The 15871-nt window shown below is 67.6% G+C and carries 15 protein-coding genes; 11 read left to right on the plus strand and 4 right to left on the minus strand.

Translation table 11 applies throughout. The features are described from left to right. Positions 1 to 41: 41 nt before the first annotated feature. From IFT55_RS06750 to IFT55_RS06780, 7 genes are all read left to right on the plus strand, one after another. A complete protein-coding gene (locus tag IFT55_RS06750) occupies positions 42 to 956 on the plus strand; it encodes a cytochrome c oxidase subunit 3 (RefSeq protein WP_192090315.1) in 915 nt (304 codons plus the stop codon). Further along, positions 956 to 1342, plus strand: a complete 387-nt coding sequence (locus IFT55_RS06755; protein WP_192090317.1) for a DUF983 domain-containing protein — start codon at positions 956 to 958, stop codon at positions 1340 to 1342. The genes IFT55_RS06750 and IFT55_RS06755 overlap by 1 nt, the downstream gene beginning before the upstream one ends. Further along, positions 1339 to 1947 (plus strand): SURF1 family protein, encoded by a 609-nt coding sequence (locus tag IFT55_RS06760; protein ID WP_192090319.1) that lies wholly within the window; start codon positions 1339 to 1341, stop codon positions 1945 to 1947. The genes IFT55_RS06755 and IFT55_RS06760 overlap by 4 nt, the downstream gene beginning before the upstream one ends. An 11-nt stretch (positions 1948 to 1958) precedes the next feature. Then, a complete protein-coding gene (thrC, locus tag IFT55_RS06765; RefSeq protein ID WP_192090321.1) occupies positions 1959 to 3353 on the plus strand; it encodes a threonine synthase in 1395 nt (464 codons plus the stop codon). After that, positions 3353 to 4219 carry a class I SAM-dependent methyltransferase gene (locus tag IFT55_RS06770; RefSeq protein WP_192090739.1) on the plus strand — a complete coding sequence of 289 codons (867 nt, stop codon included), beginning with the start codon at positions 3353 to 3355 and terminating at the stop codon, positions 4217 to 4219. Before thrC ends, IFT55_RS06770 begins: the two co-directional genes overlap by 1 nt. 56 nt (positions 4220 to 4275) lie before the next feature. Further along, complete coding sequence (locus IFT55_RS06775) at positions 4276 to 5334, plus strand: aldose epimerase family protein (protein WP_192090323.1); 1059 nt, start codon at positions 4276 to 4278, stop codon at positions 5332 to 5334. Positions 5335 to 5426: 92 nt separating this feature from the next. Then, a complete protein-coding gene (locus IFT55_RS06780) occupies positions 5427 to 5810 on the plus strand; it encodes a hypothetical protein (protein ID WP_192090325.1) in 384 nt (127 codons plus the stop codon). 92 nt (positions 5811 to 5902) lie between these two features. Here the strand turns inward: IFT55_RS06780 and IFT55_RS06785 are convergent, their stop codons facing one another. After that, a complete protein-coding gene (locus IFT55_RS06785; RefSeq protein ID WP_249403639.1) occupies positions 5903 to 6841 on the minus strand; it encodes a TraB/GumN family protein in 939 nt (312 codons plus the stop codon). Between the two features lie 189 nt (positions 6842 to 7030). Here IFT55_RS06785 and IFT55_RS06790 point away from each other — a divergent pair, with 189 nt between their 5' ends. After that, a complete protein-coding gene (locus tag IFT55_RS06790; protein WP_192090329.1) occupies positions 7031 to 10180 on the plus strand; it encodes a TRCF domain-containing protein in 3150 nt (1049 codons plus the stop codon). A 28-nt stretch (positions 10181 to 10208) separates the two neighbouring features. On the opposite strand, the gene IFT55_RS06795 is transcribed toward IFT55_RS06790, so the two are convergent. Further along, positions 10209 to 10496: a 4a-hydroxytetrahydrobiopterin dehydratase gene (locus IFT55_RS06795; protein ID WP_192090331.1), complete on the minus strand. Its 288-nt coding sequence runs from the start codon at positions 10494 to 10496 to the stop codon at positions 10209 to 10211. Between the two features lie 47 nt (positions 10497 to 10543). Between IFT55_RS06795 and IFT55_RS06800 the strand changes: the two genes are divergently transcribed. From IFT55_RS06800 to IFT55_RS06810, 3 genes are read left to right on the plus strand one after another with little or no spacing between them, the layout of a single operon-like run. After that, complete coding sequence (locus IFT55_RS06800; RefSeq protein ID WP_249403640.1) at positions 10544 to 10942, plus strand: metallopeptidase family protein; 399 nt, start codon at positions 10544 to 10546, stop codon at positions 10940 to 10942. Then, on the plus strand, positions 10939 to 11502 hold the full coding sequence (ccmA, locus tag IFT55_RS06805) for a heme ABC exporter ATP-binding protein CcmA (RefSeq protein ID WP_192090335.1): 564 nt from the start codon (positions 10939 to 10941) through the stop codon (positions 11500 to 11502). The genes IFT55_RS06800 and ccmA overlap by 4 nt, the downstream gene beginning before the upstream one ends. Further along, positions 11499 to 12134, plus strand: coding sequence for a heme exporter protein CcmB (locus tag IFT55_RS06810; RefSeq protein WP_192090336.1), 636 nt, complete (start codon positions 11499 to 11501; stop codon positions 12132 to 12134). Before ccmA ends, IFT55_RS06810 begins: the two co-directional genes overlap by 4 nt. Positions 12135 to 12376: 242 nt before the next feature. Here IFT55_RS06810 and IFT55_RS06815 read toward each other — a convergent pair whose 3' ends face one another. Both IFT55_RS06815 and IFT55_RS06820 read right to left on the minus strand, forming a co-directional pair. Further along, on the minus strand, positions 12377 to 15589 hold the full coding sequence (locus IFT55_RS06815) for a type I restriction endonuclease subunit R (protein WP_192090338.1): 3213 nt from the start codon (positions 15587 to 15589) through the stop codon (positions 12377 to 12379). 25 nt (positions 15590 to 15614) lie between these two features. Then, a complete protein-coding gene (locus IFT55_RS06820) occupies positions 15615 to 15779 on the minus strand; it encodes a hypothetical protein (protein ID WP_192090340.1) in 165 nt (54 codons plus the stop codon). Positions 15780 to 15871: the final 92 nt, after the last annotated feature.

Consider the following 15871-nt stretch of genomic DNA (forward strand, 5'->3'; position numbering starts at 1 on the left):
ACATGCCCCGGACAAGGGGCCGGCACGTACAGGGACGGATGATGGCAGGCGCGAAGAACCACGATTTCCATATCCTGCCCCCCAGCATCTGGCCGCTCGCCAGTTCGCTGTCGGCGTTCGCACTGGCGGCGGGCGGCGTCATGTGGATGAACAAGGCGGCGTTGGGCGGGCTGGTCTTCGGACTTGGCCTGATCGCGACGCTGGCGTGCATGGCGTTCTGGTGGGTCGACGTGATCCGCGAAGCGAAGGCAGGCGACCATACGCCGGTGGTGCAGTTGCACCTGCGCTACGGCATGATCCTGTTCATCGCGTCGGAAGTGATGTTCTTCGTCGGCTGGTTCTGGTCGTGGTTCGATTTCGCGCTCTTCCCCGCCGCCGTCCAGTATAACCATGAGGAAGGCGTCTCGCTGATCGAGGCGGGTTCGACTGCCGTGGCTGCACAATGGCCGCCTGCCGGGCTGGAAGTGCTGAACGCGTTCGAGCTGCCGCTGCTCAACACCTTCATCCTGCTGCTGTCGGGCACGACCGTGACGTGGGCGCATCATGCGCTGATCCACAACCAGCGCGGTGGCGCGCTGAAGGGTCTGTGGGGCGCGATCGGCGTGGGCGAGAATGACGGCGTGAAGAAGGGGCTGTGGGCCACCGTCCTGCTCGGCGCGCTGTTCTCGTGCATCCAGGCGTATGAATATATCCATGCGCCGATGCCGTTCGCCGGCCTGAATTACGGTGCCGCATTCTACATGGCCACCGGCTTCCACGGGTTCCACGTGCTGGTCGGCACGATCTTCCTCGCGGTCAACCTGCTGCGCGCCTATCAGGGCGACTTCACCCCGAAGCAACATTTCGGGTTCGAAGCGGCGGCGTGGTACTGGCATTTCGTAGACGTGGTGTGGCTGTTCCTGTTCGTCGTCATCTATGTCTGGGGCGGCTGGGGCGCGCCGATCCATGGCGGCTGATGACTGAGATACCAGGCGCGGGCGGCGGTCCCGCGCCGTTCGATTGCGGCGTACGGGGACTGTGCCCGCGATGCGTCGCGCCGACACTGTTCCGCGGGTTCGTCGCGTTCGCCGATCGCTGCTCCGCCTGCGATCTCGACTTCACGCAGTTCAACGTCGGCGACGGGCCTGCGGCTTTTCTGACGACCGGCATCGGCACGATCATCACTATCCTCGCCATCTGGCTGGAGCTTTCGGTCGGGCCGCCATGGTGGGTGCATGTCGCGCTGTGGCTGCCCTTGACCGTGGCGGGCGTGGTCGGGTCACTGCGCATCGCCAAGGGCGTGCTGCTCGCGCTGGAGTTCCGCAACGCTGCGCGCGAGGGCCGGATCGATACCCGCCGATGAGGAAATTACCCGTCCTGCCGACGTTGGTCGTCCTGCTCGCAGTCGCGACGATGGTCTGGCTGGGCGCGTGGCAGTTGCAGCGGCGGGCGGAAAAGGAAACATTGCTCGCCCGTGCCGCCGCCAATCTCGACCGCGCAACGGTACCGCTGCCCGCACAGATCACCGACGCGCTGCTGTTCGCCCGCGTGTCCGCCACCTGTGCATCGACGGGCGCATGGACCATGGCAGCCGGGCGCGCGGTCGACGACAGCACTGGATATCGCCACATCGTCGCCTGCCGCACGACCGATGGCCGCATCGTACCGGTCGACAAGGGCGTATCCACCGACTTCGCGATCAAGCCGGTCTGGGCGGGCGGACCCGTCACCGGCACCCTAAGCCACGCGCCCGGCAGCACGTCGCTGCTCGACCGGCTGACCGGCAACGCCACCCCGCCGCAACCGCTGATCGTTGCGGATACCCCCGCCCCCGGACTGAAAGCCAGCCGCCGCCCCGACCCGGCATCGCTGCCGAACAACCACCTTGCCTATGCGGTGCAGTGGTTCGCCTTCGCCATTGCCGCGATCGTCATCTACCTGCTGGCGCTTCGTCGCCGCAGTCGTTAACCGGGCGGGCCATGCGGTATCACAGCACACGGGGCAGCGCGCCCGACCTCGATTTCGCCGGCGCGACGCTGGCCGGGCTTGCGAGCGATGGCGGGCTGTACGTCCCCGCCGAATGGCCGACCATGACGCGCGACCAGATCGCGGCGCTGGCCGGGCTGGACTATGCCGAAACGGCGGTGCGGGTGATGCTGCCCTTCGTCGGCGACAGCCTGTCGGAGGATGAACTGCGCACGCTGTGCCGCGCCGCCTATGGCCGGTTCAGCCATGCCGCCGTCACCCCGCTGGTCCAGCTGGATCACGACCAGTGGCTGCTGGAACTGTTCCACGGGCCGACGCTGGCGTTCAAGGACGTGGCGCTGCAATTGCTGGGGCTGTTGTTCGAACGATTCCTGCACGGCACCGATCAGCGGCTGACGATCGTCGGCGCGACCAGCGGCGACACCGGATCGGCAGCGATCGACGCCGTGGCGGGCCGCACCAATATCGATATCTTCATGCTCCACCCAGCGGGTCGCGTCTCCGACGTTCAGCGGCGGCAGATGACGACGGTGCTGGACACCAACGTCCACAACATCGCGATCGCCGGAGACTTCGACACCGCGCAGGCGCTGGTGAAGGCGATGTTCAACGATCCCGGTTTCTCGGGACGCTTCCGATTGTCGGCGGTCAATTCGATCAACTGGGCGCGGTTGATGGCGCAGATCGTCTATTATTTCTACGCCGCCGTCCGGCTGGGCTGCCCCGACCGACCGATCGCCTTTTCGGTGCCGACCGGCAATTTCGGCGATGTGTTCGCGGGCTATGTCGCGGCGCGCATGGGCCTGCCGATCACGCGGCTGATCGTCGCGACCAACGTCAACGACATCCTGCACCGCGCGCTGACCAACGGCGATTATTCGAGCGCCAGCGTCACGCCGACCGCGACCCCGTCGATGGACATCCAGGTCAGCTCGAACTTCGAACGTCTGCTCCACGATCTGGGCGGGCGCGACGGCCTCGCGCTGGCGCAGCAGATGCAGGGGTTCGAGGCGAGCCGCGCGATGCGGCTGACCAATGCCCAGTCGCAGGGCGCGGCCGGACTGTTCACCAGCGCGCGCATCGATGCTGACGGGATGGCGCACGCCATGCGCTGGGCGCACGACCATGCCGCGCAGACGCTGGACCCGCACACCGCCATCGCGCTGGCCGCCGCACTGGAATCGGACATCGACGGACCGGTCGTCACGCTGGCGACCGCGCATCCGGCCAAATTCCCCGATGCCGTCGAAGCGGCGATCGGCACGCACGCCACGCTGCCCGCACGGGTCGGCGACCTGTTCGATCGCGAGGAACGCTATGTCACGCTGCCCGCGACGTTCGACGCGGTGACTTCATGGATCGCCGAACGGGCGACGCCGCGCGGCTGATGGACCCGATCGCACTCATCGGCGAGCCATGGGCCGATTACGGCCTGATCGACTGCGGGCATGGCCGCAAGCTGGAACGCTATGGCCCCTATCGATTCATCCGGCCGGAGCCGCAGGCGATGTGGGCGCCCGCCCTGTCCGAATGGGACGCGCATGGCGAATTCGTCCCCGGATCGGACGAGGATGGCGGCGGCCGCTGGCAGTTTGTCGACCAGCCCCCGCGCGACTGGCCGCTGACATGGCGGGAGGTACGCTTCACCGCCAGCAACACGCCGTTCCGCCATCTGGGGTTCTTTCCCGACATGGCACCGGTGTGGGACTGGATGCGCGGGCGGATCGATGGCGCCACGAACCCCGAATGCCTGAACCTGTTCGGCTATACCGGAGTCGGCAGCCTCGCACTGGCGGCGGCGGGCGCGCGCGTCGTGCACGTCGATGCGTCGAAGAAATCGGTCGAGCAGGCGCGCGCCAACGCCGCATTGTCGGACATGGCCGACAAGCCGGTACGATGGCTGGTCGAGGACGCCGGCAAGTTCGTCGCGCGCGAGGTCCGGCGCGCCCGGCGATATGACGGCATCATTCTCGACCCGCCGAAATGGGGCCGCGGCCCGGGCGGAGAGGTGTGGAAGCTGGAGGAGCATCTTCCCGGCCTGATCGCCGATTGCCGCCGGCTGCTCGACGGCGAATCGCGGTTCCTGTTTCTGACGGTCTATGCCGTGCGCATGTCGGCGCTCGCGATCGGCGAACTGCTGAACCAGTCGCTCGGCGATCTGGGCGGGCGGATCGAATGCGGCGAACTGGGCGTGCGTGAGGAAACGCGCGGATTGACCTTGCCGACCGCGATCTTCGCGCGGTGGAGCCGATAGGGGCATCCGCCGTTCGTCCTCCGGGCCGGTCGACGGTCCAACGAAAGACCATGTTCATGCCGACGCCCACCGCCACCCGCATCGCATTCGGCACGCTGGACGGTGCGCCCGCCGACGCGATCGAACTCACCAACGGGGCATTGTCGGCGCGTATCCTGCCGCTGGGCGCGACGTTGCAGTCGCTGACGGTCCCCGATCGTGACGGGACGCCGGGCGACGTCGTGCTGGGCTATGACGACGTGCAATCCTATCGCACCCGCCCGGCATGGTTCGGCGTCACTGCCGGACGCTATGCCAATCGCATCGCGGGCGGGCGCTTCACCCTCGACGGACGCGAATACCGCCTCGAAACCAATAACGGTCCCAACCATCTGCATGGCGGAGAGGACGGGTTCGACAAACGATTGTGGGACGTGACCGACGTGTCGGCCGACGCCGACCGCGCCCGGGTGACGCTGGCGCTGGTCAGTCCCGATGGCGACGGCGGCTATCCGGGGACGCTGCGTGCGACCGCGACCTACACGCTCGGGCCGGACGTGCTGACGATCGATTACCGCGCTGTCAGCGACGCACCGACGATCGTGAATCTGACCAACCATGCGTTCTTCGATCTGGGCGGGCGGGGCGATGCGCTGGCCCAGGAACTGACGCTGAACGCCGCCGCCTTCCTCCCGGTCGATGTCACGTCGATTCCGACCGGGGAGCGCCGCGCGGTCGCGGGAACGGCCTTCGATTTTCGGAGGCCCCATGCGATCGGCGATCGCGTTCGTGACGGCCGCGACCCGCAACTGGTCATCGGTCACGGATACGACCATAATTTCATCGTCGATGGTGCGCCCGGCACGCTGCGCCCGGCGGCGGTGCTGCGCGATCCGGCATCGGGTCGCGTCATGCGGGTGGCGATCACCGCGCCCGGACTGCAACTCTATGCCGGCAATTTCCTCGACGGATCGCAGCCGGGCAAGGACGGTCGCCTGTATCGACAGGGCGACGGCATCTGTCTTGAGCCACAGGCGTTCCCGGACAGTCCGAACCGGCCCGATTTCCCCAGCGCCCGGCTGGACCCGAACCAGATGTGGCGAAGCGTGATCGAATACCGGTTCGACGTGCCATAATGACGCATGATTGTTGCGTTGCGGCAGGGCGATGCTGCAAAGCACGCAAGTCGGCTTGACGAAGCCGTCCCGCTTTGCGAACGCCTCTCACCATGAAGCACCCCCTTCTCCTCGCCGCCACCGTCGCGGCCTTCGCCCTTTCGGCCTGCGGGCAGCAGCAGCCGGAACAGCTCGACACCCGCGCGCCCGATCCGCTCGCTTCGCAGCTTGCGAACCGCGCGCCGGTCGAACTTCCGCCCCCCGTCAAGGCGAGCGTCACGTTCCGATGCAAGGACAACAGCCTCGTCTATATCGACTTCTTCGAAGGCGATCTGCAGGCCAATTTCCGCGCGAAGCAGGGGGATGCCCCCGTCCGCCTGAAGACCGAAACCAAGGGTGAGCCGCTGGTCGCCGAGGGCGGGTACAAGCTGACCGGTACGCCCAAGAGCATCACGCTGACCCAGCCGGGCAAGGCTTCGCAGAGCTGCACCGCCTGATCCCGATGCGGGGAGCGGCGCAGCGCATTGCTCCCCGCACGTACCGGATGTGAGCGGGCGGACGCGCACGATGCGCGCCCGCCCGCCCCCGGTCAGTATTTCACCCGCACCGCACGCAGCTTGTAACGCTTCAGCGCCTCCTGCACGCTGCCGGCACCGGCAAGGTGCCCCGCCCCCACCGCCACGAACACCGTGCCCGGCCGCGCCATGCGCTGTTCGATCCACTTCGCCCATGCGGTGTTGCGATCGGTCAGCAGGATGCGTTTCAGCTCCGGCGTCGTCGTCATGCCGCTGTTGACCGTTTCGGCCAGCGCGGCGGGATCGCCCTTCGCCCATTGATCGACCATCGTTTCGATCATCGGGCCAGCTTCGGGCAGTTGCTTGAGCGTTTCGGTCAGGAACGTCACCTGCGCCGCATCCGACAGCGAATCGAAGAACCCGAACTGCTGGTCGATCGTCTCCAGCCCGGTCACCGGCTTGTTCGCCGCCTTCGCCGCCTGCGTGATCGCCTGTTCGACGCCGCTGGCAGGGTCATAGCCGTCCTTCTGCAACGTCAGCAGCGTCAGCGTCGACGCCGCGAACCACGGGTCGAGCGGTTCCAGCGCGCCGGCGGGCAACCCGGCGTCGGCCACCGCCTTGGCAAAGGCCGGACGTTCCGCTTCGGGCAGCTTCTCGCTCAGTCGCGGTCCGGTCATGTTCACGGCCGACTTCATCACCGCCGCCTGCGCCTGCTCCGGCGTCGGCGATACGATCTCCATCACGACTTCGGACGATTTGTCGAACGCGGTGCGTACCGCATCGTCGAACCAAGACAGGCCGGGCTTCAGCACATGGACCGTGCCGAACAGATAAATGGTGGTGTCCTTGTCCTTCACGACCCACAATGCCGGATCGGCGTCGCGCGTCGCCGGGGCGGTGGCGGGTTCGGCCTGCGTCGCGGGCGCGGGCGGCGTCTCCGCGACCTGTGCATGAACGGGAACGCCCGCCAGCAGCGACAGCGCGGCACCGATGCGCAACCAGTTTTTCGACATCGTCATCTCCAGTCGACCGGCCCCCGCCGGCATCGGGCCGGGGATAGCATCGCCGTCTTTCCAACGGTAGCCGGACCGGTTGAAACTTTCCGTTTTTCGATAAATGCCAGCGTGCGACGGGCTGCGGAACGCGGTGCGATCACGCTTCGTTGACCCAATGACGCCTGAACGGCTTATCGGGATCTCCGCATGCTCCACGCAAAACCTTCGCAAGATCAGCTTCTTACCGCGCAGCAGGAGCGTGTCGCGCCCGGCCCGGTCGCCGCGATGCTGGCGGATCGGGCGTCGGGCCGGTCGGTCCTGTTCGTCGCGTCCGACGAAGCGCGCGCCGCCGCGATCGTCGCGACGCTGGCGGCGTTCGCACCCGACCGATGCGTCGTCCATCTGCCGTCGACCGATGCGCTGCCCGGCGACGATGCCCCCGCATCGCCCGCCAACGTCGGACAGCGCGTGGCGGCGTTGCGCCGGTTGCGGCAGGCGGCGACTGCCGGCGACCATGTGGTGTGCGTGACGACGGCGGAGGCGACGGCGCTGCGCCTGCCCGCCCCTGCCGCATTCGACATCGCGCCGCCGCTGATGCGTGTCGGCGATGCGATCGACGTGTCAGCGTTCACCGATCGCGCGATCGATCTGGGGTATATCGTCGACGACCGCGTCGACGAGCCGGGCGAGGTCGCGGTGCGCGGCGGGGTGATCGATATCTTTCCCGCCGACGCCGAATGTCCGGCCCGGATCGGCATCGCCGACGACCGGATCGAATGGATTCGCACCTATGACGCCGTCACGCAGCGCGGCGATGCCGACCTGTCCGAAATAGTGATCGGTCGTGCCGCCGAACCGGAAACCGGCGACGGCGTTCCCCTGACCGACCATCTGGTGGACGCGGCGGTCGCGATGGATGCCGATGTCGACCGGCGGCGGCGACGCTTCCTCGATCTGGCGCAGGACGCGACCCGGCGGCGGCGCCGCGGTGCCGACGCGCTGGTAGATGCGACGACATGGCAGGCGGCACTGGCGACGTGCGACCGGATCGAACTTCCCGATGCCGATGCACCGCCGCCACGCTTCGTCACGGGCAACAGCCCGACGCGCGCTTTCGGGAAATTCGCCCGCGGCGTGCTGGCCGACGGCCGGCTGCTTCTGGTCGGATCACCGCGCGACCTGCGTTTTCTCGGGCGGCGACTGGCGGCGCTCGGCCGGACCGATCCGGTGACGATCGACTGCTGGGAAGCGGCGACCAGCGCCGAACCCGGCACCGCGATGCTGCTGGTCGCGCCGCTGGACCGCGGGTTCACGATGGACGGCGTGACCGTCGTCGCCAGCAGCGATCTGCTCGGCGGACGCGCGATGGGCGACGAACGGTCGGGGTCACAGGCCCAGATGTTCGCACAGGCCAGCGAACTGCGCGTCGGCGACGTGGTGGTGCATGAGGATTTCGGCATCGGCCGCGTCGCCGGACTGGAAATGCTCCCGGCGGAGGGAGACGCGATCATCCTCGAATATGCCAAGGGCGCGCGTCGGCTGGTGCCCGTGGCGGAGGCCGACCGCATCTGGCGCTACGGCGCCGATGCCGACGCGGTGACGCTCGATTCGCTCGACGGCACCAGCTGGCAGAAGCGGCGTGGCGCGATCGATGCCGCCATCGCCGAAAGCGCGCGCGAACTGGCCGCGATCGCCGCCGCCCGCGCGGAAGTGACGGTCGATCCGATCGCGCCCGATACCGGAGCCTATGAACGCTTCGCGGCCGGGTTCGCCTTCACCGAAACCCCCGATCAGGCACGCGCCATCGCCGCCACCCGGGCCGATCTGGCATCGGGCCGGCCGATGGACCGGCTGGTCATCGGCGACGTCGGCTATGGCAAGACCGAGGTCGCGCTGCGCGCCGCCGCACTCGCCGCGCTGGCCGGGCGTCAGGTGGTCGTCGCCGCGCCGACGACGGTCCTCGTCCGCCAGCATCTCGAACAGTTCCGCCGCCGCTTCGACGGCACCGGCATCGAAGTCGCCGGGCTGTCGCGCCTGTCCAGCGCTGCGGACAAGAAGCGGGTGAAGGCCGGTCTGGCGGACGGCAGCATCGGGGTCGTGATCGGCACGGGCGCGGTGGCGGGCAAGGGCGTCGCCTATCGCGACCTTGCGCTGACGGTGATCGACGAGGAACAGCGGTTCGGCGCTGCGGACAAGGCGCGGCTGCGCGAACTTGGCGATCACGTGATGACGCTGTCGGCGACGCCGATCCCGCGGACCCTGCAATCCGCGCTGATCGGGTTGCAGCAACTGTCGGTCATCGCCACCCCGCCCGCCCGACGCCAGCCGATCCGTACGACGATCGACTCGTTCGACGATATCACCGTCCGCACCGCTTTGTTGCGCGAGCGGGCACGCGGCGGACAAAGCTTCGTCGTCGTCCCCCGGATCGAGGATATCGCGCCGCTGGAAGAACGGCTGCGCAAACTGGCGCCCGAGCTTGGCCTGGTGGTGGCACATGGCAAGATGCCGCCAGCCGACATCGACGACGCGATGGTCGCGTTCGCCGCCGGTGACGGCGATGTGCTGCTGGCGACCAATATCATCGAGGCGGGACTGGACGTTCCGCGCGCCAATACGATGATCGTGCACCACGCCGACCGATTCGGCCTGTCGCAGCTCCACCAGTTACGCGGCCGGGTGGGACGCGGCGGACGGCGTGGACAGGTGCTGCTGACCACCGATCCCGATCGTACCGTCGCAGAGGCGACTGCGAAGCGGCTGCGTACCCTTCAGGCGTTCGACCGGCTGGGCGCAGGCTTTGCGATCAGCGCACGCGACCTCGACATGCGCGGCGCGGGCGACCTGATCGGTGAGGCGCAGGCGGGCCACATGAAGCTGATCGGCATCGACCTCTACCAGTTCCTGCTCGGCCGCGCGCTGCGTGCGGCACGCGGCGAGGACGTCGATCGCTGGGTGCCCGAACTCCATCTCGGCCTGTCGGGCTGCCTGCCCGAAACATGGATACCCGAAGTCGAGCTGCGCCTGACCCTCTATGCCCGGCTAGCGCGAATCGAGGACGAGGCATCGCTCGACGCGTTCGAGGAAGAGCTGGAAGACCGGTTCGGCGAAATCCCCGACGCGGCCCGCCCGCTGCTCGACACCGCGCGCGTACGGCTGCTCGCGGCGACGGCACAGGTCGCGAAGGTCGATGCCGGTCCCGCCGCGATCGCGCTGACCCCGCGCCACCCGGTCGATACGCCCGCCGTGGAGGCGCTGACGGAAAAGAACGGCCGGTGGATCGTCGCCGCGCGGATCGACGATCCGGCCGAACGGCTGGCGAAGGTGCGCGGGGTGCTGGAGGCGATGATCGACTGAACGGCAGGTGGCGCGCGACCGCCGGCCCCTACTCCACCAGCGCGTCGATCGCCTGCGCCATGTCGATATCGCGTTCGGACATGCCGCCGGCGTCGTGCGTGGTCAGCAGGACGTCGACCCGGTTGTACACGTTCGACCATTCGGGGTGATGATCGGCCTTCTCCGCCAGCAACGCGACCTGCGTCATGAACGCGAACGCTTGGCTGAAATTGTCGAAGGTGAAGCTGCGCACGATCGCATCGCGGCCGATATCATGGTCCCAGTCGGGCAAGCCGTCGAGCGCCTCCGCGCGTTCGGCCTGGCTCAGCGGTTCCATATACCCTCCCTTGTCTCCGATACCCGCGCGGGCCTATGCCCAAGGCCATGTCCGATCAAGCGCGAACCGCCCCTACCGCCGCCGAGATGGAGGCGATCGCCCGCGCCGCGCTGGCACGCATTCCCGAACCGTTCGCCGGCCACCTGTCCGATATCGTCCTGCTGGTCGAGGAATTCGCCGACGACGAAACGCTCGACGCGATGGGGTTTGACGATCCGTTCGAACTGACCGGCCTGTATCACGGCCAGCCGATCGGCGACAAATCGGCGTTCGACGGCATGCGGATGCCGGACCGCATCCATCTGTATCGCCAGCCGCTGCTGGCCGAATGGTGCGAAACCGGGGTCGATCTGACCGATCTGATCCGTCATGTCGTGGTGCATGAGGTCGGGCATCATTTCGGCCTGTCCGACGACGATATGCACGCGCTCGAAGCCGCCGGTTGAGCATCCTCGCCTTCGACCACGTGACCGGTGCGCGCGGGCGTACGACGCTGTTCCGCGATCTGTCGTTCACGCTCGATCGCGGCAACGCGCTGCTGGTGCGCGGCCCCAACGGCGTCGGCAAATCGACGCTGGTCCGCATCGCCGCCGGACTGCTGCCGCCCGATGCCGGCACGGTGGTGCGGCCGGAGCGATGCGGGCTGCTGGCCGATGCCGCCGCACTCGACCTCGAACGGACGCTGGCACAGGCGCTCGGCTTCTGGGCGCGGATCGACGGCAGCGACGCCGTGTCGGCGGCGATGGCGGCGATGGCGATCGAACCGCTGGCGCCCGTGCCGGTGCGGATGCTGTCGACCGGACAGAAGCGCCGCGCCGCCATCGCCCGCGTCATCGCGGGCGGTGCGTCGTTGTGGCTGCTCGACGAACCTGCCAACGGGCTGGACGCGGCGTCGCTCGCGCTGCTCGAAACCGCGATCGCCCGGCACCGCGCGAACGGCGGCGCGGTGCTGGTCGCCAGCCACGTCCCCGTCGCGCTGCCCGACGCAGCGGAGATCGCGCTGTGATCGCACTGATCCTGCGCGAAGTCCGGCGGGCGTGGAGCGGCGGGGGGATCATGCTGCCGGTCGCCTTTTTCCTGCTCGTCGCGACGCTGTTTCCCTTTGCCATCGGGCCGGACGCCGCGCTGCTCGCAAGGATCGGCGGCGGGGTCGCATGGGCGGCGGCGCTGCTGGCCGCACTATTGCCGATCGAACGGCTGGTCGGCCCCGATCTCGACGACGGCGTGATCGATCAACTGGCGATCCGCGGATGGAGCGGCGCGGGCATCGCGCTGGCCAAGACCATCGGCCACTGGCTCGGCTTCGCGCCGGCCATGATGCTGGCGGCGGCGCTTTCTGCGGCGCTGCTTGGCCTAGATGCGGCAACGCTGTGGGCGCTGGAGGCGGGTCTGCTGCTCGGCACGCCGGGTCTGGCCGCACTGGCCGTCGCAACCGCCGCGCTGGTTGCCGGACTGCGCGGCGCGGGCGCGGTCGCCGGACTGGTCATGCTGCCTTTCGCGCTGCCGATCGTGATCTTCGGCGCGGGCGCGATCGACGGCGGGCCCGGCGCATGGAAGCTGCTGGCGGCGACCAGCCTGCTGTTGACCGCCGGCGGACCATGGGTCGCGGGCACGGCGATCCGCATCGCACGTACCTGACGCCCCCTGGCACCCGCACGCCCCACACGATAAGCGCCGGCCAACGCGACAGACCGTCCTCCGACGGAGCGCCTTGCGGGTGTAGCTCAATGGTAGAGCAGAAGCTTCCCAAGCTACAGGAAATGGCTGAAATCTGCCGTTTCCGCTGTAAACTAGGCAAAATCGGCTATCGTAAAATCAATAGCTTAGCCGGGGCCCTGTAAACCGCCCGAAGCGGGTTTCCGCCTTGGCTAAGCACCCAATCACCATGCGCCTGCCAGCAATTCGGCCTGCTGGATCACGGTCTGGACGGCTGCGTCCTGAAGGTCGGGTGGATAGCCATATTTGCGCAGAATCCGCTTCACAAGCACACGCATCCTGGCCCGCGCACTCTCGCGGTGGGACCAGTCGACGGTGGCGTTGGCGCGCAGGTTGTTGACCAGTTCGGCGGCGATCACCTTCAGGCTGTCGTTGCCCATGATGTCGACGGCACTCTCATTGTCGGCGAGCGCGTCGTAGAACGCGATCTCCTCCGGGGTCAGCCCTTCCGCCTCGCCGCGGGCCTGTTCGGCCCGGATCTGTTTGGCGAGGTCGATCAGCGTCTGCAGCACCTCGACCGTGCTGACAGCATTGGTGTGATAGCGGGCGATGGCGTCGGTCAGCCGTTCGGAATAGCGACGGCTTTCGACCGCGTTGGTGCGGCTGCGGGAGCGGATCTGGTCGCCAAGCAGCTTCCTCAGCGCCTCCAGCGCCAGGTTCGGGCGCTCCATCGCCTTCACCTCGGCGAGAAAATCGTCGGACAGGATCGAGATGTCGGGCGTGGTCAGCCCGGCGGCGCGCAGGATGTCGACGATCTCGGTCGACACCACCGACTTGTCGATCAGTTGCTGCACGGCGAAATCGCGGTCGCCGGTTGAGCCGCCACCGCCGCCGGTCTTGGCGAGGGCGGCGCGAACCGTCTGGTAGAAGACGATGTCATCGCGAATCTTGCGGGCCTCATCGCTGGCGGCGGCCAATGCGAAGGCCTTGGTCAGGGCCAACACGGCATCCTGAAAGCGACGATTTGCCGCCTTGCGAGGCTCGTCGGTCGCCTCTTTCGCGGCTGCCTGATGCTGGCGGGCGAGGATAAATTCGATCGCCTCGGCCAGACATTTCAGCCGCGCGACCGGGGTGCCGGATATACCGGGCGTGCAGTCGAAGCCGTGGAACATCGCCTGCACGACGTCGAACTTCTCGAGCAGCACCGCGACGGCCTGCGCTTCGTCGATGCCCGTCTCGGCCGCGTCGGATGCGGAATACTGGCCCAGCGCCTTCTTCAGGTTTTGCGCGATGCCGATGTAATCGACGACAAGCCCGGCCGGCTTGTCGCGGAACACGCGATTCACGCGCGCTATCGCCTGCATCAGGCCGTGGCCGCGCATCGGCTTGTCGATATACATCGTGTGCATCGACGGCGCGTCGAAGCCGGTCAGCCACATATCGCGGACGATCACGAGCCTCAGCGGGTCGGCCGGGTCTTTCGCCCGCTTGGCCAGCAGGTCGCGCCGCGCCTTATTGCCTATGTGCGGCTGCCACGCGGGCACGTCGGCGGCGGAGCCGGTCATCACGACCTTCACCGCCCCCGTCTTGTCGTCCTCGCTATGCCAGTCGGGCCGCAACGCGACGATCTCGTCGTAGAGCGCCACGCAGATGCGGCGGCTCATGCAGACGACCATTGCCTTGCCGTCCATCGCCGCCAGCCGGTTTTCGAGATGCGCGACCAGATCGGCGGCGACCAGCTCCAGTCGCTTCTTCGATCCGACCAGCTTCTCCACAGCGGACCAGCGTTGCTTCAGCCGCTCCTGCTCGCTGGTCGCCTCGTCCTCGGTCAGGCCGTCGATCTCGGCATCGATGACCGGCAGTTCCTCGGGCGGCAGCTCGATACGGGCCAGCCGGCTCTCGTAATAGATCGGTACCGTCGCGCCGTCCTCGACCGCGCGGCTGATGTCGTAGACGTCGACATAGTCGCCGAACACGGCGGGCGTGTTGACGTCGTCCTTTTCGATCGGCGTTCCGGTGAAGCCGATGAATGAGGCGTTGGGCAACGCATCGCGCAGATATTTGGCGAAACCATAGGCCAGCTCGCCGGTCTTGCGATCGATCCGCGCACGGAAGCCATATTGCGAGCGGTGAGCTTCGTCGGCGATGACGATGACGTTGCGGCGGTCGCTGATCGCGGGATAGTCGCTAGTCCCCGGCGGCGGCGCGAACTTCTGCATGGTCGTGAAGATCACCCCGCCGGACGCGCGATCGAGCCGATCGGTCAAATCCTCCCGGCTGTCGATCTGGATCGGGGTCTGGCGGATCAGGTCGGCGCACATCGAGAAGGTCGCGAACAACTGGTCGTCTAGGTCGTTGCGATCGGTGATGACGACGATCGTCGGATTTTCCAGCGCTGGTTCGCGCACCAGCAGCCCGGCGTAGAAGGCCATCAGAAAGCTCTTGCCGCTGCCTTGCGTGTGCCAGATCACTCCGATCCGGCGGTCGCCATCGGGGTGCGCGGCGGCGTCGGGCAGGCCGTAGCGCAACGGGCTTTCCCGCATCGCGCTGTCTGCCGCGACACCGGGCACCGCGCGCAGCGTCGCGGCGACGGCGCGTTGGGCAGCGTGGAACTGGTGGTAGCCGGCGATGATCTTCACGATGCCGCGCCCGCCATCGCCGAACACGGTGAAGTCGCGGATCAGCATCAGCAGGCGCTGCCGATCCAGCACGCCGGCGATCATCACCTCCAGCTCGGGCAGCCCTTTAGGCGCGATGTCCTCGCCATCGACGGTGCGCCACGGCATGAAGCGTTCCTGGTCGGCGGTCAGCGAGCCGATCCGCGCGGTCATGCCGTCCGACGCGATCAACAGCGCGTTGGTGCGGAACAGCGATCCGATCTCGCGCTTGTAGGTCTGGAGCTGGTTGTACGCGCCGGTGAAGGTGGCGTTCTCGTCGCCGGGGTTCTTCAGCTCGATCACCGCTACGGCCAAGCCGTTGAGGAACAGCACGATGTCGGGGCGGCGGGTGTGGCCCCGCTCGATGACGGTGAACTGGTTGATCGCCAGCCAGTCGTTCATGTCGAGTCCGCCGGAAGATTCGGTGAAGTCGACCAGCCGCACGCGGTCCCCACGGATCGCGCCATCTGCCGCGCGGTACTCGATCGGCACCCCTTCCACGATCAGCCGGTGAAGCCGCCGGTTCTCCTCGACCTGTCCCGGCATCTCGACCGCCAGCACCTTGCGGATCGCATCGGCGCGGGCGTCGGCGGGGATGTGCGGGTTGAGCCGATCGACCGCGGCGGTCAGGCGCGCGGTCAGGATCACATCGCTGTTGGCGGCACGCTCCGGCGCCCTGCCGTCGGGCGAGGCGTCGATGCCATAGGCGACCTGCCAGCCCTGCTCGGCCAGCCAGGCGAGCGCGGCGTCCTCGACGACGGATTCGGTGAACCTTGCCATCAGGCGGGGGTGCCGGGGGTGCGGATCATGCCGCCAGCGCCTCGGCCTCGCGGACGCGGAGTTCGCCGGACATCAGCTTGGGGAGCAAGGCGTCGCGGGTGGCGGCGAGGGTGCGGGATTCAATGAGATTGGCATTGCGCCTCGCATACAAGTCGCTGGCGATCTTATCGAAGGCGAGTATCGCTGGCATGGGCGGTTTTACAACTAGCAAGTTGTGGATGTGATTCCGATTTAAAGTTGGAACGGCAGAGCCAGCGTTGAATGAGCCAATGTCAATGTCGA

Origin of the sequence: Sphingomonas sp. CFBP 13720 (assembly GCF_014842075.1) — a bacterium.
In the GTDB taxonomy this organism is placed as follows: Bacteria; Pseudomonadota; Alphaproteobacteria; order Sphingomonadales; family Sphingomonadaceae; genus Sphingomonas.

What these genes read in the sequence shown, in the direction of transcription:
- IFT55_RS06820 (WP_192090340.1), bottom strand. Translation starts at nt 15,779, where the DNA reads ATGCCAGCGATACTCGCCTTCGATAAGATCGCCAGCGACTTGTATGCG.
- IFT55_RS06790 (WP_192090329.1), top strand. Translation starts at nt 7,031, where the DNA reads ATGCTCCACGCAAAACCTTCGCAAGATCAGCTTCTTACCGCGCAGCAG.
- IFT55_RS06770 (WP_192090739.1), top strand. Translation starts at nt 3,353, where the DNA reads ATGGACCCGATCGCACTCATCGGCGAGCCATGGGCCGATTACGGCCTG.
- IFT55_RS06775 (WP_192090323.1), top strand. Translation starts at nt 4,276, where the DNA reads ATGCCGACGCCCACCGCCACCCGCATCGCATTCGGCACGCTGGACGGT.
- IFT55_RS06755 (WP_192090317.1), top strand. Translation starts at nt 956, where the DNA reads ATGACTGAGATACCAGGCGCGGGCGGCGGTCCCGCGCCGTTCGATTGC.
- IFT55_RS06780 (WP_192090325.1), top strand. Translation starts at nt 5,427, where the DNA reads ATGAAGCACCCCCTTCTCCTCGCCGCCACCGTCGCGGCCTTCGCCCTT.
- IFT55_RS06815 (WP_192090338.1), bottom strand. Translation starts at nt 15,589, where the DNA reads ATGGCAAGGTTCACCGAATCCGTCGTCGAGGACGCCGCGCTCGCCTGG.
- IFT55_RS06760 (WP_192090319.1), top strand. Translation starts at nt 1,339, where the DNA reads ATGAGGAAATTACCCGTCCTGCCGACGTTGGTCGTCCTGCTCGCAGTC.
- IFT55_RS06800 (WP_249403640.1), top strand. Translation starts at nt 10,544, where the DNA reads ATGTCCGATCAAGCGCGAACCGCCCCTACCGCCGCCGAGATGGAGGCG.
- IFT55_RS06795 (WP_192090331.1), bottom strand. Translation starts at nt 10,496, where the DNA reads ATGGAACCGCTGAGCCAGGCCGAACGCGCGGAGGCGCTCGACGGCTTG.
- IFT55_RS06750 (WP_192090315.1), top strand. Translation starts at nt 42, where the DNA reads ATGGCAGGCGCGAAGAACCACGATTTCCATATCCTGCCCCCCAGCATC.
- thrC (WP_192090321.1), top strand. Translation starts at nt 1,959, where the DNA reads ATGCGGTATCACAGCACACGGGGCAGCGCGCCCGACCTCGATTTCGCC.
- IFT55_RS06785 (WP_249403639.1), bottom strand. Translation starts at nt 6,841, where the DNA reads ATGTCGAAAAACTGGTTGCGCATCGGTGCCGCGCTGTCGCTGCTGGCG.